24 protein-coding genes and 1 riboswitch are annotated in these 23,362 nt (G+C 64.3%); of the genes, 12 read left to right on the top strand and 12 right to left on the bottom strand.

Going from position 1 to position 23,362, the window contains the following annotated elements; all coding sequences use genetic code 11:
* Nucleotides 1-11 precede the first annotated feature (11 nt).
* From sigE to LFT43_RS14105, 3 genes are read left to right on the top strand one after another with little or no spacing between them, the layout of a single operon-like run.
* Entirely contained in the window at nucleotides 12-656 is a 645-nt protein-coding gene (sigE, locus tag LFT43_RS14115; RefSeq protein ID WP_395797755.1) for an RNA polymerase sigma factor SigE, read from the top strand.
* A gap of 6 nt (nucleotides 657-662) precedes the next feature.
* The gene (locus LFT43_RS14110) at nucleotides 663-1,571 is read left to right on the top strand and encodes a hypothetical protein (protein ID WP_395797753.1); all 909 of its coding nucleotides are present in this window, start codon (nucleotides 663-665) and stop codon (nucleotides 1,569-1,571) included.
* A gap of 31 nt (nucleotides 1,572-1,602) precedes the next feature.
* A complete protein-coding gene (locus LFT43_RS14105) occupies nucleotides 1,603-1,986 on the top strand; it encodes a twin-arginine translocase TatA/TatE family subunit (RefSeq protein ID WP_395797751.1) in 384 nt (127 codons plus the stop codon).
* 2 nt (nucleotides 1,987-1,988) lie between these two features.
* On the opposite strand, the gene LFT43_RS14100 is transcribed toward LFT43_RS14105, so the two are convergent.
* From LFT43_RS14100 to LFT43_RS14090, 3 genes are read right to left on the bottom strand one after another with little or no spacing between them, the layout of a single operon-like run.
* Nucleotides 1,989-3,116, bottom strand: coding sequence for an Mrp/NBP35 family ATP-binding protein (locus LFT43_RS14100; protein WP_395797749.1), 1,128 nt, complete (start codon nucleotides 3,114-3,116; stop codon nucleotides 1,989-1,991).
* An 11-nt stretch (nucleotides 3,117-3,127) separates the two neighbouring features.
* Nucleotides 3,128-3,766, bottom strand: coding sequence for a DUF1003 domain-containing protein (locus LFT43_RS14095; protein ID WP_395803096.1), 639 nt, complete (start codon nucleotides 3,764-3,766; stop codon nucleotides 3,128-3,130).
* Between the two features lie 49 nt (nucleotides 3,767-3,815).
* The gene (locus LFT43_RS14090; RefSeq protein ID WP_268021074.1) at nucleotides 3,816-5,099 is read right to left on the bottom strand and encodes a magnesium transporter MgtE N-terminal domain-containing protein; all 1,284 of its coding nucleotides are present in this window, start codon (nucleotides 5,097-5,099) and stop codon (nucleotides 3,816-3,818) included.
* A 76-nt stretch (nucleotides 5,100-5,175) separates the two neighbouring features.
* On the opposite strand from LFT43_RS14090, the gene LFT43_RS14085 reads away from it, so the two are divergent.
* Nucleotides 5,176-6,018 (top strand): general stress protein, encoded by an 843-nt coding sequence (locus LFT43_RS14085; RefSeq protein ID WP_395797747.1) that lies wholly within the window; start codon nucleotides 5,176-5,178, stop codon nucleotides 6,016-6,018.
* A 73-nt stretch (nucleotides 6,019-6,091) separates the two neighbouring features.
* Here the strand turns inward: LFT43_RS14085 and LFT43_RS14080 are convergent, their stop codons facing one another.
* Nucleotides 6,092-7,675, bottom strand: coding sequence for an aminopeptidase P family protein (locus tag LFT43_RS14080; protein WP_395797745.1), 1,584 nt, complete (start codon nucleotides 7,673-7,675; stop codon nucleotides 6,092-6,094).
* Nucleotides 7,676-7,755: 80 nt separating this feature from the next.
* On the opposite strand from LFT43_RS14080, the gene LFT43_RS14075 reads away from it, so the two are divergent.
* Entirely contained in the window at nucleotides 7,756-8,601 is an 846-nt protein-coding gene (locus LFT43_RS14075; RefSeq protein ID WP_268021077.1) for a PHP domain-containing protein, read from the top strand.
* Here the strand turns inward: LFT43_RS14075 and LFT43_RS14070 are convergent.
* The 4 genes from LFT43_RS14070 to thiE form a co-directional block, all read right to left on the bottom strand.
* Nucleotides 8,598-9,461 carry a DNA-methyltransferase gene (locus LFT43_RS14070; protein WP_395797743.1) on the bottom strand — a complete coding sequence of 288 codons (864 nt, stop codon included), beginning with the start codon at nucleotides 9,459-9,461 and terminating at the stop codon, nucleotides 8,598-8,600. The genes LFT43_RS14075 and LFT43_RS14070 overlap by 4 nt on opposite strands.
* Before the next feature lie 8 nt (nucleotides 9,462-9,469).
* Nucleotides 9,470-11,164 carry a DEAD/DEAH box helicase gene (locus tag LFT43_RS14065; RefSeq protein WP_395797741.1) on the bottom strand — a complete coding sequence of 565 codons (1,695 nt, stop codon included), beginning with the start codon at nucleotides 11,162-11,164 and terminating at the stop codon, nucleotides 9,470-9,472.
* A gap of 289 nt (nucleotides 11,165-11,453) precedes the next feature.
* Nucleotides 11,454-12,956, bottom strand: coding sequence for an RNB domain-containing ribonuclease (locus LFT43_RS14060; RefSeq protein WP_395797739.1), 1,503 nt, complete (start codon nucleotides 12,954-12,956; stop codon nucleotides 11,454-11,456).
* A 37-nt stretch (nucleotides 12,957-12,993) separates the two neighbouring features.
* Nucleotides 12,994-13,683, bottom strand: a complete 690-nt coding sequence (gene thiE / locus LFT43_RS14055) for a thiamine phosphate synthase (protein ID WP_395797736.1) — start codon at nucleotides 13,681-13,683, stop codon at nucleotides 12,994-12,996.
* Nucleotides 13,684-13,709: 26 nt separating this feature from the next.
* A riboswitch (TPP riboswitch) is annotated at nucleotides 13,710-13,829 on the top strand.
* Between thiE and thiO the strand changes: the two genes are divergently transcribed.
* From thiO to LFT43_RS14035, 4 genes are all read left to right on the top strand, one after another.
* Nucleotides 13,821-15,143, top strand: a complete 1,323-nt coding sequence (gene thiO, locus LFT43_RS14050) for a glycine oxidase ThiO (protein ID WP_395797734.1) — start codon at nucleotides 13,821-13,823, stop codon at nucleotides 15,141-15,143. (Overlaps the previous riboswitch by 9 nt.)
* On the top strand, nucleotides 15,140-15,376 hold the full coding sequence (thiS, locus tag LFT43_RS14045) for a sulfur carrier protein ThiS (protein WP_395797732.1): 237 nt from the start codon (nucleotides 15,140-15,142) through the stop codon (nucleotides 15,374-15,376). The genes thiO and thiS overlap by 4 nt, the downstream gene beginning before the upstream one ends.
* Before the next feature lie 3 nt (nucleotides 15,377-15,379).
* Nucleotides 15,380-16,186, top strand: a complete 807-nt coding sequence (locus tag LFT43_RS14040) for a thiazole synthase (RefSeq protein WP_395797730.1) — start codon at nucleotides 15,380-15,382, stop codon at nucleotides 16,184-16,186.
* A 63-nt stretch (nucleotides 16,187-16,249) separates the two neighbouring features.
* Complete coding sequence (locus LFT43_RS14035) at nucleotides 16,250-16,915, top strand: 4a-hydroxytetrahydrobiopterin dehydratase (protein ID WP_395797728.1); 666 nt, start codon at nucleotides 16,250-16,252, stop codon at nucleotides 16,913-16,915.
* 36 nt (nucleotides 16,916-16,951) lie between these two features.
* Here the strand turns inward: LFT43_RS14035 and LFT43_RS14030 are convergent, their stop codons facing one another.
* Genes LFT43_RS14030 through LFT43_RS14020 form a run of 3 tightly spaced genes read right to left on the bottom strand, consistent with a single transcriptional unit; the run spans nucleotide 16,952 to nucleotide 18,222 of the window.
* A complete protein-coding gene (locus LFT43_RS14030) occupies nucleotides 16,952-17,254 on the bottom strand; it encodes a hypothetical protein (RefSeq protein WP_395797726.1) in 303 nt (100 codons plus the stop codon).
* Between the two features lie 36 nt (nucleotides 17,255-17,290).
* Entirely contained in the window at nucleotides 17,291-17,515 is a 225-nt protein-coding gene (locus LFT43_RS14025; RefSeq protein WP_395797724.1) for a DUF3107 domain-containing protein, read from the bottom strand.
* 50 nt (nucleotides 17,516-17,565) lie between these two features.
* Entirely contained in the window at nucleotides 17,566-18,222 is a 657-nt protein-coding gene (locus tag LFT43_RS14020; protein ID WP_395797722.1) for a TetR/AcrR family transcriptional regulator, read from the bottom strand.
* A gap of 85 nt (nucleotides 18,223-18,307) precedes the next feature.
* On the opposite strand from LFT43_RS14020, the gene moeB reads away from it, so the two are divergent.
* Both moeB and LFT43_RS14010 read left to right on the top strand, forming a co-directional pair.
* Nucleotides 18,308-19,519, top strand: coding sequence for a molybdopterin-synthase adenylyltransferase MoeB (gene moeB, locus LFT43_RS14015; RefSeq protein ID WP_395797720.1), 1,212 nt, complete (start codon nucleotides 18,308-18,310; stop codon nucleotides 19,517-19,519).
* Between the two features lie 33 nt (nucleotides 19,520-19,552).
* Nucleotides 19,553-20,545, top strand: a complete 993-nt coding sequence (locus tag LFT43_RS14010) for an SDR family NAD(P)-dependent oxidoreductase (RefSeq protein WP_395797718.1) — start codon at nucleotides 19,553-19,555, stop codon at nucleotides 20,543-20,545.
* A 177-nt stretch (nucleotides 20,546-20,722) separates the two neighbouring features.
* Here the strand turns inward: LFT43_RS14010 and LFT43_RS14005 are convergent, their stop codons facing one another.
* On the bottom strand, nucleotides 20,723-22,051 hold the full coding sequence (locus tag LFT43_RS14005; RefSeq protein ID WP_395797716.1) for a glutamyl-tRNA reductase: 1,329 nt from the start codon (nucleotides 22,049-22,051) through the stop codon (nucleotides 20,723-20,725).
* A 148-nt stretch (nucleotides 22,052-22,199) separates the two neighbouring features.
* On the opposite strand from LFT43_RS14005, the gene hemE reads away from it, so the two are divergent.
* Entirely contained in the window at nucleotides 22,200-23,357 is a 1,158-nt protein-coding gene (gene hemE, locus LFT43_RS14000; RefSeq protein ID WP_395797714.1) for a uroporphyrinogen decarboxylase, read from the top strand.
* Nucleotides 23,358-23,362 lie beyond the last annotated feature (5 nt).

The raw sequence follows: 23,362 nt of genomic DNA, 5'->3' as shown, positions 1-23,362 counted from the left end.
GGGAGCGGACGATGCGGGCATCAAATGCTGCGCCAGTCCAGACAACGGCAGCAGTCCTGGGTTCCACCGGCACGGCTCCGCCCGCGGAAGAGTGGGTCAGACCCAGTTGGGAAGAAGTGGTGGAAAACCACTCGGCCAAGGTCTTCCGCCTTGCCTATCGGCTGACGGGAAACAAGTTCGACGCCGAGGACCTCACCCAGGAAGTCTTCGTCCGGGTCTTCCGTTCGCTCGAAAACTTCAAGCCAGGCACACTCGACGGCTGGCTGCACCGCATTACCACTAACCTCTTCCTCGACCAGGCCCGCCGGAAGAGCCGCATCCGCTTCGATGCGCTGGCCGAAGACGCCGAATCCCGCCTGCCCGGGCATGAACCCGGACCTGAGCAGAGCTTCGAGTTGAACAACCTGGACTTGGACGTCCAGCGCGCCTTGGAAGAACTCCCGCCCGACTTTCGTGCCGCCGTCGTGCTTTGCGATCTCGAAGGTCTCTCTTACGACGAAGTTGCCGAAGCTCTTGGCGTGAAGCTGGGGACCGTCAGGTCCCGCATTCACCGCGGCCGGACCATGCTTCGCGAAAAGCTGGCCCACCGGGATCCGCGTCCGGTCCAAGCCCGCAAGCCGCGGCTCAAGATTCCGCGCATCGCCGGTCTCCTTTAGTCGCCGATGGGTCTGCTGAACGGACGGCGCGGTGGCTTGAACCGGGGAAACCTCCGGCACAGCCGTGCCCCGGGCCACCTGCGGGAATGCTCTGAGTGCCAAACCGCGGTGCTCCGGGAACGCCAGTACCTGGAACGCCTCCGCCGCGCCGCGGTCCCCGAGGCCAGCCAGGATTTCACGAACCGACTGATCGAACACACCCAACGCTTGGCGCAGTCCGAGTCCCCTCACGGCCTGACACCGCAGCGAAGCGTGTGGAACGGCATCCGGGTTGTCGGCCTTACGGCGGGCGGACTCGCCGTCAGCGCCGGAATCCTGGCGGTCGCAGCCTACGCGCTTGGCGGCGACGTTGCGCCGCAGGCGTCGAACCGCGGAGAACAGGAAGTCCGGACCCTGGTCAGTTCGACGATGGCCGGAAACGCTGGACAGCAACTCCCGGTGACGGGTTCACAGTTCAGCCTGCCCGTGACGGTGGCTGGAACCGTCAGCCTGAGCGCGCAACAGTTGTCGGAACTGCGGAAAGACGGCTGGGCTTGCCCCGAGCTGGCAAGCATGGGATACCACGTGGTTTCTGCCCGGGCCATGATGCAGGACGGGCACCCTGCAGTGGAACTGCATCTCAGCAACGGCGACCATCACGCGACCTTGGTTGAGGAGCACCTGGAGGGCGGCGGCACGTCCGGGACCCAGATGTCCATCACTCCGGGAGCCCCGTGGCAAGCCGTCTACTCCTCGCCGGCGGCCGTGCTGCGCTATTCCTCCGACATGCCTGCCGATCAGGCTGCGGGGACCGTTCCTGAGCTTGTGAAAGCAGCCGATTCGGTGGCTGCTTTTCCGGCCGCGAGCACCTCAAACACATGGAATGAACGGCTGCAGCGGGGACTCGGCGCCCTGGCAGCCCTTGCGGGTTTCTGAGCAGGCTGACGGACAAGGTAATCTTCGATACGTGTTTGGAATCAATGGCCCGGAGTTTCTGATCCTGCTGATCATCGGCGTAATCGTGATCGGTCCCAGCCGTTTGCCCGAATACACCCGGAAGCTGGCGAATCTGGTCAAGGAACTGCGGCGAATGGCGTCCGGTGCTCGTGAGCAGATCAAAGAAGAAGTCGGCATCGACATCGATGAAGTCGACTGGAAGAAATACGACCCCCGTCAATACGATCCGCGCCGGATCATCAAGGAAGCACTGCTCGACGACGACACGAAGCCGGTGAGCGCAGGTGCGCCTGTCGCTGCCGTTGCCGTGGAAACAGCGGCCGAGGCCCCTGAACGGGTTATTGAACGGCTTCCCGTCGGTGAAAAGGCACCCTTCGACTCCGAAGCCACCTAAAGCTATTTTGGCTGGATGCCGAGCGACATTCCGGCCAGACCGCGCGGCTTGGCGTTGAGCTGGCCCGCGATGTTTTGGAGCGCCTGTGCCGCGGGCGTCTCCGGAGCCGCCAACACGACGGGACGGCCCGCGTCACCGCCTTCGCGCAAACGGATGTCCAAGGGGATCTGTCCCAGCAGCGGCACGTCGGTGCCGACGGCAGTGCTCAGCCGTTCAGCCAGCACCCGCCCGCCGCCGCTGCCGAACAATTCCATCCTGCCGCCGTCGGGCATCTCCAGGAATGACATGTTTTCTACGACGCCGGCAAGTTTTTGGCCGGTCTGCGTTGCGATTGTGCCGGCCCTCTCGGCAACATCCGCTGCCGCGGCTTGCGGGGTGGTCACCACGAGGATTTCGGCGTTGGGAAGCAGCTGCGCCACTGAGATGGCGATGTCGCCGGTGCCGGGCGGCAGATCCAGGAACAGGACATCCAGGTCGCCGAAATAGACGTCCGTGAGGAATTGCTCCAACGCACGGTGCAACATGGGGCCACGCCAGGCTACTGCTTTGTTTCCCGAAACAAACATCCCAATGGAAATCACCTTCACGCCGTAGGCCACCGGCGGGAGGATCATGTCGTCCACACGGGTGGGCTGCTGCGTGATTCCCATGAGTGCCGGGACGGAGAAACCGTGGACATCGGCGTCGACGATTCCTACGCGCAGCCCCTGCGCTGCGAGGGCGCACGCAAGGTTGACAGTCACCGAGGACTTTCCCACGCCCCCCTTGCCGCTGGCAACGGCAAAGACCTTGGTCAGCGAGCCCGGCTCGTTGAACGGGATTCCGCGTTTGCCGCCGGCGCCGCGCAGCTGCTCCTTGAGCGCGTCGCGTTGTTCCTGCGTCATGACCTTGAGCTCGACTTCGACCCCGGTAACTCCCGGAACCTGCGTGAGGGCCGCTGTGGCGTCGGCCGTGATGGTCTCACGCAGGGGACAACCGGCGATGGTCAGCAGCACCGCAACCCGGACGGTTCCGTCCGCGCCGGCTTCCACCGAATCCAGCATCCCCAGCTCAGTGATGGGACGGCGGAGTTCGGGATCGATGACGGTTGCCAAGGCAGCGTTAAGGGCCTCGACGGATGGTGTGCTCATGGAGTGGATGTTCAGCTTTCAGGCTGGGTGGGGGAACCTGGCCTCGGCGAGGTCCCGACCGTCGATAGTCCGGATTCGGGTTGGCTGGCGCTGGAATGCGCAGGATGGATTTTCGGGATCTGCTGCGTACGGGGATTGCGCTGTTTGTCGCGCTTGTCCTTGGCTTTGTCCTTGGCTTTCTCGCCATTGTTTGAGCCACTGGCATTGTTCGTGCCCATCTCTTCCTGCGCTTCGAGCAGATCCGACAGCAGTGACCGGAGTTCGGCACGCACGTAGTCCCTGGTGGCGACCTCGCGCAGGACGATGCGAAGAGCCGCGACCTCACGGGTCAGGTATTCCGTGTCAGCAAGATTGCGCTCGTCACGGGCGCGGTCCTGCTCGATGGTCACGCGGTCCCTGTCGTCCTGGCGGTTCTGCGCCAACAGGATCAGGGGAGCGGCGTAGGAGGCCTGCGTCGAGAAGAAAAGATTGAGGAGGATGAACGGGTAGGGATCCCATTGGAATCCGAACAACCCAACAACATTGAACGCGATCCAGACGATCACGAAGATCGTCATATAGAAAAGGAAATTCGCTGTACCCATGTAACGGGCGAAGCGCTCGGCGAATCGGCCGAAAGCATCGGGATCATTGCCGAAATTCGGTAGCATACGGGAACGCAGCTCGAGCGGGGTGTCCAGCCCTCCGCTGATGGGCTTCTCAGCCAATTCGGCCTCCTAGTTTCCTGATCGGGGCTCCGTCTTCGTGGGTTCGCCAGTCGTCCGGGAGCAAATGGTCTAAGAGGTCATCAACAGTCACCGCCCCCACTAGGCGACCGGCGCTGTTGACGACCGGGAGGGAGTTGAGGTTGTAGGAGGCCATGGTGTGGCTGACCTCGCTGACGCTGGCGTGATCGGAAACCGGTTCGAGGTTCTTGTCCACGATGCTGCCCAGCTGTTCGGGCGGTGCGCTGCGGAGCAATTGCTGGATATGCACCACGCCAAGGAATCGTCCCGTGGGTGTCTCCAACGGCGGGCGGCAAATAAAGATGGCCGAGGCCAGGGCGGGGGAGAGTTCCTCGCTGCGCACATGCGCAAGCGCTTCAGCGACCGTAGCTTCCGGGGGCAGAATCACGGGCACTGGGGTCATCAGGCCACCGGCAGTGTCTTCGTCATACTGCAGGAGCCTGCGGACGTCGTCCGCTTCGTCGGGCTCCATCAGAAGAAGCAGTTCCTCGGCCTTCGCGGAAGGGAGGTCGGCCAGCAGGTCCGCGGCGTCGTCCGGGTCCATTTCTTCCAGCACATCGGCTGCCCGTTCGTTGTCCAAGGCTGAAAGGAGCGTCACCTGGTCTTCTTCCGGCAACTCTTGGAGCACATCGGCGAGGCGTTCGTCCTGGAGTTCGCTGGCCACTTCGATCCGGCGCTTGTCCGACATCTCCTGGAGTGCGTCGGCAAAGTCCGCGGGTTTGAGGTCCTCGTGGGTGGCAACGAAGTGACTGGCACCCTGGGGATCGTTCTCGGAGCCCTGCAGCGTGTCCGACCAGTCCACGAGCAGCGTGTGGCCGCGACGCAACCCCCGAAGCCTGGAGGTAGACGTGCCGCGGCGAATGAAGAGTTTGGAGACCAGCCAGTCTCCGTTGCGTTGCTGGTCCATGGCGATGTCTTCGATGATGGCGTCGCCGCTGCCGTCCTTGAGCGTCACCTTGCGGTCAAAGAGCTCGCCGACCACCAGTTGCTCTGCACCGCGTTGCTGGAAGCGGCGCAGGTTGACCAGGCCGGTGCAAATGATTTGGCTCTGGTCCATGGACGTCAGCCGGGTCATCGGAACGAAGACGCGCTTCTTGCCCGGAACTTCGACGACGATGCCCACTGCATGCGGGGCCCCGCGCAAGCCGCGCGAGAGCACAACGACATCGCGCAGCCGGCCCAAACGATCCCCCAGGGGGTCGAAGACATCGAGTCCGAGCAGGCGCGCAACAAAGACGCGTGAAGGATTTGTGCTCACACCTACAGGCTACCGAGTCTGCTCTCTTTTAGCTGAATTTCAGCCGCTGCACATGTGAATGGGACAGAATAGGGCTATGGCGAACATTTTCGGTACCCCAAAGGCCACGGAGGAATCCCGCAGCGTCCCCAAGGGCGACACCGTTGGCTCCTACACCTCCTATCTTGATGCCCAGAAGGCGGTTGATTATCTGGCCGACCAGCAGTTCCCGGTCCAGCATGTCTCCATTGTGGGAAACGACCTCAAAATGGTGGAGCGGGTGACGGGACGGCTCAGCTACCCGCGAGTCGCACTGTCAGGTGCCCTGAGCGGCATGTGGTTCGGTCTGTTCGTGGGGGTCATGCTTTCGTTCTTCACCCCGGCCGGGGGCCCGTTCTCGATTGTGACATCAGTTCTCATGGGTGCCGCATTCTTCATGCTCTTTGGGATCGTCACTTATGCCGCCCAGCGCGGAAAGCGGGATTTCACGTCCACCAGCCAGGTGGTGGCGACGAATTATGACGTCATTGTCGCGTTGGAAGCATCGCAGGAAGCGCGCCGACTCCTTCACCAATTGCCGATGAATCCCTCCGAGGCGGCGTTTGGCCGGCCGCCTCAGGCCTACACGCCTCAGGACTACCGGAACCCGCCGGTCCAGCCAGGCCCGGAGGTCCCGGCCCCCGAACGGCCAGCTTCCTGGCAGGACCCCTACGGCCAGCGCGGACCCGAGTACGGCCAGCGCGGACCCGAGGCCGAACACGGAACAACCGGCGAGGCTGCCCAGCCGGCCGCGGATGTTCCAGTCCAGGAGGCACGGCCCACCGCCGGCGTGCGCTACCCGGACCTTCCGGACGGCCGGCCACAGTACGGCGTCCGAGTGAACGGCGCCGGAGACGGCCAGCAGCACGAAGCTGACGGCGAAGACGCGGCCAAGCAGTAATTAAGCCGCCCAAGCAAAGGAGGGCTACCGGATCAGTATCCGGTAGCCCTCCTTTTTGCGTTTGCCTGACTAATTACGCTTCGGCGTCTTGGTAAATGCCCGCCATCCAGGTCTCGACGTCGTCCGCCTTGCGGGGAAGGGCGGCGCTGAGGTTGACGGGACCATCGGCGGTCATCAGGATGTCGTCTTCGATCCGGACGCCGATTCCACGGTATTCCTCAGGAATGGCGAGGTCCTCGTTCTTGAAGTAGAGCCCGGGTTCGATGGTGAACACCATGCCCTCGGTGAGAACACCGTCCAGGTAGAGATCGCGCTTGGCCTGCGCGCAGTCGTGGACGTCAAGTCCCAAGTGGTGGCTGGTGCCGTGCGGCATCCAGCGGCGGTGCTGCTGGCCTTCGGGCTTGATGGCTTCCTCCACCGAAACCGGCAGCAGCCCCCACTCGGCAAGGCGCTCGGCAAGGACCGTCGTGGCGGCGGTGTGGATGTCGCGGAACTTCACGCCCGGCTGGGCCGCGGCGAATCCGGCGTCGGCAGCGTCAAGCACGGCCTCGTAGACCTTGCGTTGAACATCCGAGAACTTTCCGTTAGCCGGAATGGTGCGGGTTACGTCCGCTGTGTAGAGCGAATCCGCCTCCACGCCAGCATCCAGGAGCAGGAGCTCCCCGGCGTTAACCTTGCCCGTGTTCCGGGTCCAATGCAACACCGTGGCGTTGTTTCCGGCGGCCGCGATGGTGTCGTAGCCGAGTTCGTTGCCTTCCTCGCGCGCACGGGCGAAGAACGCGCCCTCGACGACGCGTTCGCCCCGGTGGTGGGTCATGGCGCGGGGGAGGGCGCGGACGACGTCAGCGAAACCCTCGACCGTAGCCGCGACGGCGATCTTCATCTGCTCGACTTCCCAGGGGTCCTTGAGAAGGCGAAGCTCGGAGAGGGCCTCGCTGAGCAGTTCGTCCAGGGCGTCGAGTTCGCTCAGGTCCAGGTTCTCCGGATCCTTGGCCGTGTTGTAGCGGGCGGTGTCTACGAGGGCGTCGATGTTCTCGTCCACCTTGCGGACCAGGCGGATGGAGATGCCGCCGATTTCCGCGGCGCCGACGTTCTTGGTGATGGCCATCTCGAGTTCGTCGATATGAGCGGTCTTGAGTCCGAGGCGCGCTTCGAATTCGGCGAGCGTGGGACGGGCACCGATCCAGAACTCACCGGAACGCGAGTCCGCGTAGAACTGTTCCGTGTCCCGGCCCGCCAGCGGACGGAAGTAGAGCGTCGTGAGGTGGTTGCCGCCGTCGTCGCCGGTTCCTTCCTCGACAGGTTCCAGGACCAGCACGGCATCGGGCTCGTGGTCCAGGCCCAAGCCCGTGAGGTGGGCAAAGCCGGAGTGGGGGCGGAAGCGGTAGTCGCAATCGTTCGAACGGACCTTGAGAGGACCCGCCGGTACGACGAGGCGCACACCGGCGAACTTGTCGGAGATGGCCCGACGACGCGTGGCGGCGTGGTCTGCAACGGCGTCGCGCGCAGGGGTCACCTGCGGGGCGGGCGCCCAATTGCTGGCCATGAACGCCTTGAAGGCATCGGATGTGGGCCGCTGGGAGCGGTTGTTGACGCGCTCCTCCAAGGGTTGGGAGGCTGTGGTTTCACCGTTTTGGGTGTTATCTGCATCGTTCACCGTCCCATCGTCCCATCAAGGCCGACACTAGGCCAACGCCGCAACGGTCCAAGCCGCCCCTGATCAAATAGGCTGGGAAAGTGAAGATCGACCTGCACGCGCACTCCAATGTTTCCGACGGGACCGAGGCTCCCGCGGGAGTGATCGCTTCCGCGTCTGCTGCAGGTCTGGATGTGGTGGCCCTGACAGACCACGACTCCACCGATGGCTGGGACCAGGCTTCCGTTGCCGCCCTGGAATTCGGCGTGGCCTTCGTGCCGGGGATGGAGATATCCTGCCGCACCCGGGAGGGGATCAGCGTTCATCTGCTCAGTTATCTCCATGATCCGGAACATCCCGGCCTGCTCGAAGAAATCACCAAGGCAAAGGATGCGAGGCTCACCCGAGCGAAGCGCATGGTCACGCTCCTCGCCGAGGACTATCCCTTGAGCTGGGACGACGTCATCCACCATGTGGCTCCTGGCGCGACCGTGGGCCGTCCACACATCGCCGACGCGCTTGTGGCAGCCGGTGCCGTAGCTGACCGCTCCGAGGCATTTACCGCGATCCTGACCTCGCACTCGCGCTACTTCGTGCAGCACTACGCGCCGGACCCGGCCCTCGCCGTCGAGCTCGTCCGTGCTGCGGGTGGCGTGCCGGTCTTCGCCCATCCGGTCGCCTCGGCCCGCGGCCGGGTGGTGGGGGAACGGACTTACCGGGAAATGATCGACGCCGGGCTCCAAGGGCTGGAAGTGGAGCACCGCGACAACCCCGAGGAGGGCCGCGTGTTCCTGCGGCGCCTGGCTGCCGAGAACGGATTGTTCATGACCGGATCTTCCGACTACCACGGAACCGGCAAACCCAATCTGTTCGGGGAGAACCTCACGTCCCCGGAGGTCTTGGCCCGCATCGAGGAACTCGGCACAGGAAGTTCCGTGGTCCGCTAGTTGGGGTAGAAAGTGGCCTTGCCGTCCAGACGCTTACGCATCACGTCGATAGCCGGGGCGTTCTGGTCCACGCACACGAACTTGCGCTCGAGCTTCGCCGCGACGGATCCGAGCGTGCCGGACCCGGCGAAAAAGTCCAAGCACCAGTCTCCCGGTCGGCTGGATGCGGTGACGATCCGCCGGACCAGGCCTTCCGGCTTTTGTGTTGGATAGCCGGTCTTTTCCTTGCCAGTGGGCGAAACTATGGTGTGCCACCACACGTCCGTGGGGAGTTTCCCCAGTTCCCGCTTGGCCGGCGTCACGAGGCCGGGTGCCATGTACGGCTCGCGGTCCACCTCGGCGCTATCGAAATGGTACTTGGCGGGGTTCTTCACGTAGACGAGGATGTTGTCGTGCTTGGTGGGCCAGCGGTTCTTGGCGCGGGCGCCGTAGTCGTAGGCCCAGATGATCTCGTTCAAGAAACATTCCCGGCCGAAGATCGAGTCCAGCATGACCTTGGCGTAGTGCACCTCGCGGTAATCCAGATGCAGGTACAAGGTGCCGTCCTCGGCGAGCAGGCGCCAGGCCTCCACGAGCCGGGGTTCCAGGAAGGACCAGTAGTCGCTGAAGGCGTCGTCGTAGCTGTGCAGGGCGCCTTTTATGGTGTCGTAGGAGCGGCCCTTGAAGCCGACGCGGTCGCCGTCGCCGTCGGCGTTGCGCACCATGCGCGTTTCCTGGCGGCTCTGGACGCGGCCCGTATTGAAGGGCGGGTCCACGTAAATCAGTGTGAAGGCGCCGTCCGGCAGCGTCGGGAGGAAATCCGCGTTGTCCGCGTGAACCACCAAATTGCTGCCGTCCGGCGCCCAAACAGTGTCAGTCATTGAGGCCGTTAAGCCTCGGTGCTCTCGGCGGAACCACCGGAAGCGGCCACCACTTCGCCGTTGCGGCGGCGGGTGCGGGAACGGCGTGCGCGGGAAGGCTTGTCCACACCTTCGCCGGACTGCGGCTCGGCAGACTGGGCCGCAGCTTCGGCAGGGGCTGCGTCGCCTTCGGAAGTACGACGACGGCGCGTGCGGTTGCGTCCAGCCTCGCCGCTGCCCTCGCGAGAGGGAGCATCGCCGGACTTCGCGCCATGGCGTCCACTTTCGTGTCCGCCGTCCCGGCCGGAGCGTCCACGCCCGGAATCGCCGCCGGAGCGCGAGTTTTTCTTGCCGGTCTCGCCGAGGTCTTCCAAGACCTCAGCGTCGACGCCGGCCAGAACGCGCTTGTCGCGGGGCAAGCGGCCCTTGGTGCCCGCGGGGATGTCCAGCTCCTCGAAGAGGTGCGGCGACGAGGAGTAGGTTTCCACGGGCTCCGGGTAGCTCAGGCCCAGCGCCTTGTTGATGAGACCCCAGCGCGGCATGTCGTCCCAATCGACGAACGTCACAGCCGTGCCCTTGTTGCCGGCGCGGCCGGTGCGGCCAACGCGGTGCAAGTAGATCTTTTCGTCTTCGACGCATTGATAGTTGATCACGTGCGTGACGTCATCGACGTCGATGCCGCGGGCGGCGACGTCCGTGGCCACGAGGACGTCCACCTTGTTGTTGCGGAAGGCGCGGAGGGCCTGCTCGCGGGCGCCCTGGCCCAGGTCACCGTGGATGGCGGCGGCTGCGAAGCCGCGGTCCACGAGTTCCTCGGCGACCTTGGCTGCGGTGCGCTTGGTCTTGGTGAAGATGATGGTCCGGCCGCGTCCGCGGGCCTGCAGGATGCGGGCGACCACCTCGACCTTGTCCATGCTGTGGGCACGGTAGATGAGCTGCCGGATGTCCCGCTTGGTCAAGCCTTCGTCGTCCGGGTCGGCGGCACGGATGTGAGTGGGCTGCGTCATGTAGCGGCGGGCCATGGCGATGACCGGGCCGGGCATGGTGGCCGAGAAGAGCAGGGTCTGGCGTACGGCGGGTGTTCCGGCAATCAGGGTCTCGACGTCCGGAAGGAAGCCGAGGTCAAGCATCTCGTCTGCTTCGTCGAGAATCACCATGCGAACGTTCTTGAGGTTCAGGTGCTTCTGCTTGTAGAGGTCGATCAAACGGCCGGGCGTGCCGACGACAACCTCGACGCCCTTCTGCAAGGCCTCGATCTGGGGCTCGTAAGCGCGGCCGCCGTAGATCGTCGCGATGCGCGCGTTGCGCTTCCGGGACGCAGTCTGGAGGTCGTTGGCCACCTGAACGGCGAGTTCGCGGGTAGGAACAATCACGAGGGCCTGGGGTGCACCCGGGACAGCGAGCTTGTCATGGCCGGCGTCGTCCGGTCCGACGACGCGCTGCAGCGCCGGAATGCCGAAGCCGAGGGTCTTTCCAGTACCCGTCTTGGCCTGGCCGATGATGTCGTGACCGCCCAAGGCTACCGGGAGGGTCATGGCCTGGATGGGGAAGGGGTGGGTGATTCCGGCGTCGGCAAGGGATTCAACGATGTCGGCGCGGACGTTGTAATCGGCGAAGGACTTTTCTGCGATCTCGTGGGGTATTTCATCCGAGGAAATGGTCTCCTCGGGTTCGATCGTTTCGGTTCCGTCTGTCAGAACTTCATGGGTGTGCAATTCACTCACAGTGGAGTTTTCCTTATTCATTTGGGCTGCGCTGCGTGCTCAACGGTTGTGGCAGGGCCGTTCCGGAGCACGGATGGGCGCAAGCAAATCCAGTGGAAGCCGATCGCGGGCTATCTAAATACTGGCACTGGGGACCAGTTGGTGTATCTCAAGATCGCGTAGGGGCGGGCTTGTTGAATGTCAAAAAATTAACTGAATCAACGACCGGGCATCCATTACTACTCACACAGTCTAGCGTCTGGGGGCAATAAACCCCGGATCGGGGCCCCGGGCCTGCGAACGGGCTCCGCTACGCGAGCAATTCGAAGGTGATTTGGCGGGTGGCGATGTCCGCGTCAAGCAGTTTCACGCGGACCTTCGTGCCGGACTCCATTTCGCCGTCGCAACGAGCGGTGACCGCGGGCTCGGCGATCTGGACAATGCCGTAGGGACCGTGCGGGGCTCCGTTCCCATTCCCGTTGTTGCCGTTGGTGCTGTTCCCGTTGCCGTTGTTCTTGGCGGGTTTCGACCCGGAGATGACGACGGCGTCGAACTCCTGGCCGATATGGTTCACCAGGAGCGCTGCCTCCACAGTGTCCAGGGCCAGGCGCTCAAGCTTCCCGGCAAGCTGATCGGATGACGCCATGATGGCGGGCAAGCTCGGGAGGGCATCCCGTGCCCATGCCGGAATTGCTGTCCCGGCGCTCAGGGCTTCGCAGATGACCAAAACGAAGCGATCGATCAGCCGCCGCAACGGAGCAGTCGCGTGGGCATACGGGGCCCCGATCGCGGACTGCATTACCCTGTCTGGTACCTCGCCGTCGAAAGGCGTGTAGCCGGCGCCGCGGAAGAGCATCCCTGCCGAATGGAGGATGGCCAGCTGCCGGGGATCCCTGGCATCGAGGGTCCGCAGGTACTCGCCGTAGCTGATCCCGTCGCGCCAAGGCTTGCCGAGGGCGCCCGTCTGCCGTTTGAAATGGAGCAACGAGCGTTCATCGGGGGCGGGCATGGTACGCAGGATGCCCACTTTTCCGTCGAGCATCAGCTGGGCTGCTGCCATCCCGGTCATAAGCGAAATCTGGGCGTTCCAGTCTTCTACCGGCAACGGGGGAGCAGCAACGATCCTGTACCCCTCGCCGTCGGGCAGCTGGATGATTTCCTGTTCCGGCATGTTCAGGCTGGCTCCGCCGCGGCGGCGTTCGAGTTCCACCCGCTTGAGCCCGACCTCCTTGAGGAGTTGCAGGACCGGATCAGCTGTTCCGGAATCAATCTCCGTTTGAACGCCCTTGTAGTTGAGCTTGGCGCGGCTGCGAACCCTGGCCCGACGCACGGAGACCGTACGGAATTCCGCTTCGGCGTCGAGTTCGAAGTCCCATACGTAGGCGCCGCACGTCTGACCAGCCAGCAGGCTTCCGGCACGTTCGCTGATGATCTCGGGGTGCAGCGGGATGCGCCCGTCCGGGGCATAGTACGTTTGCCCGCGGTGGCGGGTCTCGCCGTCGAGCGCCCCTCCCGGAGTAACAAAGGAGGGCACGTCGGAGATCGCGTAGAGAACTCTGTAACCGTCGCCGGACGGCTCAATGAAAAGCGCTTGATCGAGATCCGTGGAAGATGCCGGGTCGATCGTGATGAACGGAATCTCCGTGAGGTCCTGCGCGGGCAGTGTGTGGCCGGAAACCGCAGTTTCGGCGTCGCGCAGCGCTTCGATGGGATAGCCGTCAGGCAGCTCAAGCTCAATTCGAAGCGCCGCCAGCGCCTCTGCGAGCGTGTTCGACGTTTCACTGAGATTCGGTGCTATCCGCTGATGTGACACGAAAGTCAGGGTAACTCCAAAATCCCCCGGAGTCTTGCTAAGCCGCCGCAGCGTCCAGGGCGGCAAGGAGCGCTTGGGCTGCGGCCGTGGGATCCTCTGCTTCAGTGATGGCCCGCACCACCACGATGCGGCTGGCGCCGGCTTGCACCACTTCCTCAACGTTGCTGAGATCGACGCCGCCGATTGCGAACCAAGGGAGCACAACGCCGCCCACGGTCTCTGCGTCTGCCTTCTTCATGGCCTCGGCAGCGTACTTCACGAGATCGAGCCCGACGGCGGAACGCCCCGGCTTGGTGGGGGTTGCCCACACCGGTCCGACGCAGAAATAGTCCAGGCCGCTGCGGCCAGGCGATGCGGCAATGGCAGCGTCAATCTGTTCGGGCGTGTGCGTCGAGAGGCCGATAATGGTGGGATCGTGGAGCAGCTTCCGGGCCGAGCGCAGCGGGATGTCCTTCTGGCCGATATGGAACACCGGAGCGCCGGAGAGGGACGCGATATCTGCGCGGTCGTTGACGGCCCAGAGCCGGCCATGACGGTGGGCCACGGAATGCAGAACTTCCAGGAGCTCCAGTTCCTCGGCCGCCTCAATCGTCTTGTCCCGCAGCTGGATGATGTCCACGCCGCCCTCGAACGCGGCATCGACAAACTGCTCAAAATCGCCCTGCCGTTTGCGGGCGTCGGTGCATAAGTACAGGCGGGCGGTGGTGTGGACATCGTGCTGGGTCATGAAAACAGAGTAGTTCCTCTAAACTGGGCTGGTACCGCGGGAGCCGCGGCGGCAGTCACAATCGCCGCGCGGCTGAGAGGGCTTCAGCGCCGACCGCTTGACCTGATCCGGCTAGTACCGGCGTAGGGAAGGACTCCATGGACGAAGTGAACACCCAGCGCGAACCCCTGCGCGCCGATGTGGCGGTGATCGGGGGCGGTGTCATCGGCCTCGGCATCGCGTGGGAAACCCGCAGGTCCGGCCGCTCGGTGGTCCTCATCGACCCCGCACCGGCAAGCGGCGCTACGTTCGCGGCAGCGGGCATGCTGGCGCCCGTCAGCGAACTGCACTACCAGGAAGAGGACCTCCTGGAACTCATGCTCGAATCGTCGGCCTTGTGGCCGGACTTCGAACGTCACTTGTCCGGCTCAAGTAACGGACGCAGTACGGGATACCGCACGACTCCGACCCTCGCCGTCGGCGCGGACGCTGCGGACCGCCGGGCGCTCGCCGACCTCCGGGACGTCCAGCTGGCCAACGGTTTGATGGTGGAATCTTTGCCGCTGCGCGAAGCACGGGAACGTGAGCCGCTGTTGAGCCCGCAGATTTCCTGTGCCTTCCACATTCCCGGCGACCACCAAGTGGATCCGCGAAAACTTGCGGCCGCGATTGTTGGCGCACTGGGAGACCACCAGCCCGCTGACTCCAGTTGGGTTGAGGGGGCCGAGGATGGCTTTGCGGTCGGAAACAAGGCGGCGAGCCTTCTGTGGGAGGACGGGCGCGTCGTCGGGGCTGAGCTCGAGTCAGGCACACGGGTGCTCGCCAAGGAAACAGTGGTTGCCAACGGCCTGCACGCTGCACGGTTGAACGGGCTGCCGGATGGCTTGTCCCTCCCGCTACGCCCCGTGTACGGCGACATACTGAGGCTGCGCGTTCCGGAACACCTTCGGCCCCTGGTCACTGCAACGGTCCGCGGGATGGTGCGCGGGGTGCCGGTCTACATCGTCCCCCGCGAGGACGGGACCGTGGTGATCGGCGCAACGCAGCGCGAGGACGGCTTGTCGGCTTCGGGTGGATCCGCGAACCCGGTGTCGGCCGGTGGGGTATACCAATTGCTCCGCGACGCGCAGGCGCTGGTCCCGGCCGTAGCAGAATTGGAACTCCTGGAAGCCACTGCCCGTGCCCGTCCTGGGACACCGGACAACGCACCCCTGCTGGGGAGGGTGGCAACAGGCGCCGGCCCCGAAGGAACTGAAGGCACCGTGCGTGGCCTCATCGTGGCTAGCGGCTTTTTCCGGCACGGAGTGCTCCTGACCCCGGCAGCCGCGAAAATCTGCGTCGGACTCATGGATGGCACTGATGATCCACGCTGGAACAAGTTCCGCCCTGACCGCTTCTCCAAACCACTCGCAAAAGCAGGCGTCGCGACAAACGGCTCGCAGGCTGCCACCTTAAATCCCCTTCCGAAGGACCACCCATGAACATCAAATTGAACGGCGCCGACCACACGCTGAGCGACGACGCCTCCGTGACCACGCTCGTCACCCACATCACTGGACGTGCCTTGGATGCCAGGGGCCAGGCGGCCGACGGACGAAAGATTGGCGTCGCCGTCGCGCGCAATTCCGAAGTGGTGCCACGCAGCCAATGGGCTGCCACAGCGCTCGCAGAAGGCGACGAACTCGAAATCGTTACCGCAGTACAGGGAGGTTGAACCATGACCGCAGCAAGCACTCAAACAGCAAGCACCCAAACTGACGCCTTGGTGATCGACGGCGTTGAGTTCAGCTCGCGCCTCATCATGGGGACCGGCGGGGCGCCGAGCTTGGACGGTCTAGGAGCAGCCCTGCTGGCCTCGGGTACCGAACTCACCACCGTTGCCATGCGGAGGTATTCGCCCACGGAAACAGGCTCCCTGTTCCAATTGCTCGTGGATCACGGGATCCGTGTCCTTCCCAACACCGCCGGCTGTTTTACCGCAAAGGACGCTGTCATGACAGCCGAGCTTGCCCGGGAGGCGCTGGAGACGGATTGGGTGAAGCTCGAGGTCATCGCCGACGAGCACACGCTCCTGCCTGACGCGGTGGAACTCGTGGATGCCACCGAGAAACTCGTCGACCGCGGCTTCAAGGTCTTCGCTTACACCAACGACGACCCCGTGCTGGCGCTTCGCCTGGAAAACCTGGGGGCTACCGCGGTGATGCCTTTGGGGGCGCCAATCGGCACCGGTTTGGGCATCCTGAATCCCCACAACATCGAGCTGATTGTGTCCCGCGCCTCGGTGCCGGTAGTGCTCGACGCCGGCATCGGCACCGCGTCCGACGCAGCCTTGGCCATGGAGCTCGGCTGCGACGCCGTACTGCTGGCCACCGCCGTGACCCGGGCCCAGAACCCGGTGCGGATGGGCGAGGCCTTCAAACACGCAGTCATCGCCGGTAGGCTGGCGAAGCAGGCGGGCCGCATCCCGCGCCGGGAGCATGCTCTGGCCTCCTCGGCCATGGAAGGCCGGGCCGAGTTCCTCTAGCGGGCTTCTGCCGGCCGCTGGGGCATCCTGCGAAGGATCCCACGTCAGCGAAGGAGCCCCCCCATGGCCGGCAAGGATGACATTCTCACCAGGCCCGCGATTGACGACGCCCTGGCGGTGCTGCCGGACTGGCGGTACCGCCTGGGCGGTCTCGTCACCGCCTACAAATGCCCGACGTCGGCGTCGGCACTTGAGCTGATTGCCGCCGTCGGGCGCATCGCCGAGGAACAGAACCACCACCCGGACCTGGACTGGCGCTACAACCGGGTGTTCGTCCGCTATACCTCCCACGACGCCGGGAGCGAAGTCACGCTTCGCGACATCCGCGCGGCCACCCACGCCAGCCAAGCAGCCAAGGAAGGCGGGGCCGTGGCCGAGCCGGGACTCTACCGCACGGTTGAGGTTGGAATAGACACCCCTGATCCGGAAGAGATCTCGGAAGTCTGGCGAGTAGCGCTTGGCTACCGCAAGGGCCGCTTTGGAGATCTCGAGGATCCCTATGGCCGCGGGCCCAACGTGTGGTTCCAAGAAACAGAAACGCCCAATCCGAACCGGATCCACTTGGATGTGCACCGAAGCCAGGCTGAATCGGAACCCGCTTTGGAGAAGACCGCCGCTACCGGGGCGTTAATGGACCGTGACCACGCACCCAAATGGGTGGTGGTCACGGATTCACAAGGAAATAGGTTGTGCCTCTGCACCGAAGCGGGCCACGAGCCGGATCTGTGATCAGAGCTTCAGCGCCAGCTAGAGCCGCAGCGCCAGCTAGAGCCGCAGGGCTGCCGTCAGCTGGGCAGCGTCGTGCCGGAACCGATGGCGGCCCAGCAAGAACGCGACAGCCGCGGCCACCGCAGTGCCCAGAATGATGGGCAAGACCCACGGGATCCAGGTCACACCGGGCTGGTAGCCAGAGCCGAGCTGGATGAAGACCATCCAACTCAGCATGGCGACGGCTACCGAAACACAAGCGGGGACGGCGATTCCGTACGTGCCACGATGTTTGTCATTTCCCCAAACAATGAAGCCTGAAGCGACAGTGGCTAGCGCCACGATGACAAGTGAGAGCATGCGGACTCCTGGCTCGCTGGTGTTCTGAGGTAGAGCTTAGAGGGCGCCGAAACCGACCCTGCGGACTTCCTCGGCCCCGATCTCAACGTAGCCGAGGACGTTGCCGGGGACGATGACCTGGCGGCCCTTCTCGTCGGTGAGACGCAAGTCTGTTCCGTTGGCAATGGCCTCGCCCACGATCTTGGCAACAGCCTCGGCATCCAGAGCGGACTCCAGCACGATCTCACGGCCAACGTTCTGAATGCCGATCTTTACTTCCACAGCAGGGCCTCCCAGCCAATCAAGAATTTACTCAGTCCTCTATTTGTAGCCTAGGACTCTTTGGGGAAGCGACTGATTCCGCGCCAAGCTAAACGGTAGATCAGGTCGCTGGCCACGTCGAGGTCCAAATCGCCGTCGGTTTCGAGCCAATAGCGGGCGCTGACCTGCGCCATTCCAGCCAAGCCCCGGCCCAGCAACTGTGCCTCCAGCGGGGGCAGCTTGGTGTCTTCGGCAATGACCTTGGCGACCGCGTCAGCGAACGTGCGGTTGAAAGTCTCCAGGCGGGAACTGACGTCCGGGTCATTGATGAGGTCCGATTCGAAAACGAGCCGATGCGCCTGGTCATCGCCCGCGATGAAGCGATAGTAAGCGCGCATGACGGCCTGGACCCGTTCCTTGTTGTCCGAGGTCGAATTCAGTGCCGTGAGCATCTGGTCCGTGAGCATGGCCAGATGGCTGTCCAGGAGTGCCATGTACAGCTCCCGCTTCGACGGGAAGTGTTGGTACAGCACCGGCTTGCTGACGTGGGCTGTCTCGGCGATTTCGTCCATGGCTGCGCCGTGGAAGCCGTTGGCGACAAACACTTCCAGGGCGGCGTTCAGGAGCTGGGCCCGGCGTTCGTCGCGCGGCAGCCTCGCAGAGCGTGGCGAACCGGTCCGGTCTTGCTTGACCTGTGCCTCCTGTTTGATACGTGTGCTCTCAGCCACTTGTCTGCCGCCTTTCCTTTGCAGTTATGACCACAATACTGCGCAGTAATATGACCGGGCGGCAGCGGCAGGCATACTTTGGAGTATGGCCACTACTTTTGCTGCCCAAACGTTGCCGACATCTCCTTCTTCCGCACTGCCGCCCCTCGTGGAACCGGCCGGAGAGCTGACCACCGAAGAGGTGGAACGCTACTCGCGCCACCTCATTATTCCCGAAATCGGAGCGGCCGGTCAGCGTCGGCTCAAGAACGCGAAAGTGCTCGTGATAGGTGCCGGTGGTTTGGGCTCACCCGCCCTGCTCTACCTGGCCGCAGCCGGGGTCGGCACCCTTGGCATTGTGGACGACGACGTCGTCGACCTCAGCAACTTGCAGCGCCAGGTCATCCACGGGGTGGCCGACGTGGGCCGGCCGAAGATTGAATCGGCGCGGGACGCCATAAAGGAACTCAACCCGCTCGTGAACGTTCAACTGCACAATGTGCGCCTGGACTCTTCCAACGCTTTGGAGCTCTTCGCCGGTTACGACCTCATCCTGGACGGCGCAGACAATTTCTCCACCCGGTACCTGGTGAACGACGCTGCCGCCATTCTCGGCAAACCCTACGTGTGGGGATCCATCTTCCGGTTCGACGGCCAGGTCAGCGTGTTCTGGGAGAAGCACGGACCCAGCTACCGCGATCTGTATCCTGAGGCCCCTCCTGCCGGTTCGGTCCCGTCCTGCGGCGAAGGCGGCGTGTTCGGCATGCTGTGCGCGGCTGTGGGCTCGCTCATGGTGACGGAGGCAGTGAAGCTGATCACCGGCGTCGGGCGCTCCATGCTGGGCCGAGTGGCGCTCTTTGACGCGCTCGGCGGCAGTTGGCGGGAAATCAAGGTTTCCAAGGATCCGGAGGCCGAGCCGATCACCGAATTGACCGACTATGAGGCTTTCTGTGGCATCACCCAGACGCCCCCAAGTGGCTCGATTCGGACCGTCACGGCCACCGAACTCTCCGGAATGCTTGCGGCCCGCGCAGCGGGGGAGCGCGACTTCGAACTGGTGGACGTCCGCGAGATCGGTGAGCATGAGATTGTGAACATCGACGGCTCGGTGCTCATCCCGCAGGGACGGATCCTGGCCGGGGAGGCCTGGACGGAGCTTCCGCAGGACAAAGAGATCGTGTTCCATTGCAAGGGCGGCACCCGTTCCGCTACGGTGCTCGCGGCAGCCCAGCGTGCTGGTTACACGCGCGTCAGCCATCTCGACGGCGGGATCCTCGCTTGGGTTCGTGACGTCGAGCCCGGCAAGCCCGTCTACTGACCCGACAGCGTACTGAACACGAAAGGTCGTGACATGAGCGACGATTCCATGACAACACCGCAGCACCCCATCGGATCGGGATTCGGCCACGGCTCCACGGCATCGGACGTGGTCGCCGGGGTGGACCTCCACGGTAAAACGGCCATTGTCACCGGTGGCTACTCCGGTCTCGGCCTGGAAACGGTACGGGCATTGTCCGCTGCGGGGGCGCGGGTCACGGTTCCAGCCAGACGGCCCGAGCACGCGAAAGAAGTCCTCGCCTCGGCCGGTCTGGGGCCGGAACAAGTGGCCGTGGAGGCTTTGGATCTGGCCGACCAGGAAGGGGTGAAGGATTTCGCGGCAAGCTTCCTGGCATCGAACCCAACACTGGACATCCTGATCAACAACGCGGCTATCATGGCCAGCCCGGAGCAGCGCGTGGGTCCGGGCTGGGAGTCCCAGTTCGCCACCAACCACCTGGGCCACTTCACGCTTCTCAACACGTTGTGGCCCGCGCTGGCGGCTGCCGGCTCGGCCCGCGTCGTGTCCTTGTCCTCCACGGGACACAAACTCTCGCCGATCCGTTTCGAGGACATCAATTTCGAGACCGGCTACGACAAATGGAAGGCCTACGGCCAGGCAAAGACGGCCAACGCGCTGTTCGCCGTGGAGCTGGACCGCTTGGGCCGGTCTTCCGGGGTGCGGGCCTTTGCGGTCCATCCCGGAGGCATTATGACCGAGCTGCAGCGCCACCTGCCACGGGAAGAGATGGTTGCCGCCGGGTGGATGGACGCCGAAGGCAACGTCAGGGAAGGTTTCAAGACTCCGGAGCAGGGAGCCGCCACGTCCACGTGGGCAGCCACGTCACCGGCCCTGGAGGGCATGGGCGGGGTGTATTGCGAAGACTGCGATATAGCCAACCCCACGGATCCGGCCTCGCCCCTGGCTCGATACCAGGGCGTTGATGCGCACGCTGTGGATCCTGAAGCGGCACAACGGTTGTGGACCGTCTCCGCCGAAATGACCGGCGTCAACGCTTTCGAATAGGACCCCGCGGTTCGCACCCACATTCGCACCCCCACAAGGGACATGCTCATTCGCGGTCATTGCCGCTGGACATAACCCTGTTATGTCCAGTCCTAGCGATCAGGGGAGCGCATGCTCTAAGTGAATTGCAGCATGTGGCTTGCGAACCGCCGCCGGGGCCGGGCGGCGTCGCGTGTACTACGCGCTTTCAGCCTGCTGAGGTGCCTGTTGGTGGTCCACAGGGCATTCAGCTGCCGGGGCCGCGGCAACAGGCTGTTCCACCTGGATGCCATACAGGGCCTCGAGTGCGGCCACATACTCGTCCTGCTGGCCGTTGGCGGCAAGCTCCCGCGCACGGACCGTGGGGATATGCAGCAATTGCTTGACCATGCGCCGGAGGGCGAACTCGACTTCTTCGGCCGCAGCGGTGCAGCCGTGCCGTGCCCGGACTTTCTCCATTTCGGCGTCGAGGACGCTCATGGTGTGGCGGCGGAGCGCCACAATGGCCGAGTCAACAGAGCGGGCCTCCCGCTCTTGTTCGAAGGCCGCTGCTGCGCCGAACACAATGGTGCTCGCTTGTGCCAGCGACTCCGCCTGTTCCTGGGGTGCCGCCAGGCGGACGGATTCGAGCGTCAGGAGCTCAACGCCGTCGAGCTCGCCCACTGCGGGGTCGAAGTCGTGGGTGAGCGCGAGGTCGATCGCAATGAGCGTTTGAGGCGACAACGCGCGGACCTTGGCAAGCTCCGCGGCCTCGACGCGCGTTTCCGATCCGCTACAGCCGATCATGACGTCCGCCGCGGCGACGGCGGCAGGAAGGGTTTCGGCGTCGAGCGCGGTTCCGCCGCGGGTCGCCACGAAAGCCTCGGCCCGGCCGGAGGACGAATAGACCGACACATCGGTGCAGCCGCGCTCGCGAAGAAGAGACATGGTGGCTCCGGCGTAGGCGCCGGTTCCGAAGACGACAACCTTTTTGGTGCCCCAGTCGGCGTTCTCCGAGAGATCCGTGGCGAGGTCCAGGGCAACGGAAACGATCGACAGGCCACGCGAACCGAGGGCGGTCTGGGCCCCGACGTCCTTTGCGGTCTTGGAGGCGGCCTGGAACAGCCGGACAAGTCCTGAACTTGCGGTTCCTTCATGCTGGGCAGTGATGAGGGCCCGGCGCACCTGTCCGGCGATTTCGCGTTCGCCCACGACGGCGGAGTCCAGCCCGGCGCTCACGGCAAAGAGGTGCCTGCTGACCTCAGGGCCGGTGCGGGTGCTGAAGGCGCGCGAGACGAGTTGCTCGTTGAGCCCGCTCAAGCCACTGATCTGCGTGACGAGCGCTGAGCGCGCGGCTTCGAGGTTCTCGACATGCGGCGTTTCGCCATAGATTTCGTAGCGGTTGCAGGTGGCCAGGACCACGGCGCCGGAGACAAGTTGGGAATCGGCCAAAGCGGACGAGGCAACCTCGGATGAACCGTTGCTCAACTGAGCGACGGTTTCAAGGTCGATGTCGGCGTGTGTAGCCACCAATGAGAAAAGAACCACAGCAAAGCAATCATAGCTTTTTCGGCGCCATGTAGAACAACGCATGGTAGTGGTTCTCCGCACTGCCCGGAGTGACGCCCGCCACCTCCCATGGTGTGGGACAGGCTGTCGTTATCTTTTGGGCCCGATCTTCGGCACAATCGAAGGCATGACCTCCAGTTCTGCACTGCCTCACTCCGCGTCGGCCGACTCTGTGTCGGCCAACTCTGTGCCGGCCGCCGGCCATTCCGGCATCGTCGCCTCAAGCCTTGACGCAAACCACCCGCTCATGGATGGCCGCACCGCAGACTCACCCCTGATCCAGGCCTACCGCGGTGGCAAGCCGTCCCGTCGCCCGGTGTGGTTCATGCGCCAGGCTGGCCGATCGTTGCCGGAATACCTCAAGGTCCGTGAAGGCGTCGCGATGCTGGACTCGTGCCTGCGTCCCGAACTCGCCTCGGAGATCACCTTGCAGCCGGTCCGCCGCCACGACGTTGACGCAGCGATCTTCTTCTCCGACATCGTCATCCCCCTCAAGCTGGCGGGAGTCGGCGTAGACATTGTGCCCGGCGTCGGGCCCGTCCTGGACAAGCCAGTCCGCACCGCAGCCGACGTCGCCGCGCTGCCGGTACTCACGTGGGAAGCCCTCGAACCCATCCGCGAGGCCGTGCGCCTGACCGTGGCGGAGCTCGGCACCACCCCGCTGATCGGCTTCGCAGGTGCGCCATTCACTCTCGCTGCGTACATGGTGGAAGGCAAGCCGTCCCGGGACCACCTCGGTCCGCGCACCATGATGCACGCCGATCCGGAAACCTGGACCGCCCTGGCCAATTGGGCCGCGGATGCTTCCGGAATGTTCCTGCGCGCCCAACTGGAAGCCGGCGCGTCTGCCGGGCAGCTGTTCGACTCGTGGGCTGGCTCCCTTGGCTTGGCCGACTACGCCAAGTACGTTGCTCCCGCCTCGACCCGCGCCCTCGACCACGTCCGCCATCTCGGCGCCCCGCTGGTCCACTTCGGCACCGGAACCTCCGAGTTGCTCGTTGCTATGCGCGACGTTGGCGTGGATGTTGTAGGCGTGGACTACCGGCTGCCGCTTGACGAAGCAAACCGACGTCTGGGCGGCACTGTGCCTCTGCAGGGCAACATTGACCCTGCGCTACTTTCCGCGCCGTGGGAGGTCCTGGAAGCCCATGTGCGCGAGGTGATCGCCGCCGGTTCCGCAGCGCCGGGCCACGTCCTGAACCTCGGCCACGGCGTGCCTCCGGAGACGGACCCCGCCGTCCTGACCCGGGTAGTGGAACTCATCCACTCGATCCCGGCAGGATAGCGGGC

Origin of the sequence: Arthrobacter sp. FW306-04-A, from assembly GCF_044358315.1 — a bacterium.
GTDB lineage: Bacteria > Actinomycetota > Actinomycetes > Actinomycetales > Micrococcaceae > Arthrobacter.
Note: the sequence above shows the minus strand (reverse complement) of the source record. Positions and strands in the feature narration are given on the sequence as shown.

Coding starts and splice junctions, on each gene's coding strand:
- LFT43_RS14070 (WP_395797743.1), bottom strand. CDS start 9,461: ATGACTGACACTGTTTGGGCGCCGGACGGCAGCAATTTGGTGGTTCAC.
- LFT43_RS14095 (WP_395803096.1), bottom strand. CDS start 3,766: ATGCTACCGAATTTCGGCAATGATCCCGATGCTTTCGGCCGATTCGCC.
- LFT43_RS14010 (WP_395797718.1), top strand. CDS start 19,553: ATGAGCGACGATTCCATGACAACACCGCAGCACCCCATCGGATCGGGA.
- thiS (WP_395797732.1), top strand. CDS start 15,140: ATGAACATCAAATTGAACGGCGCCGACCACACGCTGAGCGACGACGCC.
- hemE (WP_395797714.1), top strand. CDS start 22,200: ATGACCTCCAGTTCTGCACTGCCTCACTCCGCGTCGGCCGACTCTGTG.
- LFT43_RS14030 (WP_395797726.1), bottom strand. CDS start 17,254: ATGCTCTCACTTGTCATCGTGGCGCTAGCCACTGTCGCTTCAGGCTTC.
- LFT43_RS14085 (WP_395797747.1), top strand. CDS start 5,176: ATGGCGAACATTTTCGGTACCCCAAAGGCCACGGAGGAATCCCGCAGC.
- moeB (WP_395797720.1), top strand. CDS start 18,308: ATGGCCACTACTTTTGCTGCCCAAACGTTGCCGACATCTCCTTCTTCC.
- LFT43_RS14110 (WP_395797753.1), top strand. CDS start 663: ATGGGTCTGCTGAACGGACGGCGCGGTGGCTTGAACCGGGGAAACCTC.
- sigE (WP_395797755.1), top strand. CDS start 12: ATGCGGGCATCAAATGCTGCGCCAGTCCAGACAACGGCAGCAGTCCTG.
- LFT43_RS14035 (WP_395797728.1), top strand. CDS start 16,250: ATGGCCGGCAAGGATGACATTCTCACCAGGCCCGCGATTGACGACGCC.
- LFT43_RS14040 (WP_395797730.1), top strand. CDS start 15,380: ATGACCGCAGCAAGCACTCAAACAGCAAGCACCCAAACTGACGCCTTG.
- thiE (WP_395797736.1), bottom strand. CDS start 13,683: ATGACCCAGCACGATGTCCACACCACCGCCCGCCTGTACTTATGCACC.
- LFT43_RS14100 (WP_395797749.1), bottom strand. CDS start 3,116: ATGAGCACACCATCCGTCGAGGCCCTTAACGCTGCCTTGGCAACCGTC.
- thiO (WP_395797734.1), top strand. CDS start 13,821: ATGGACGAAGTGAACACCCAGCGCGAACCCCTGCGCGCCGATGTGGCG.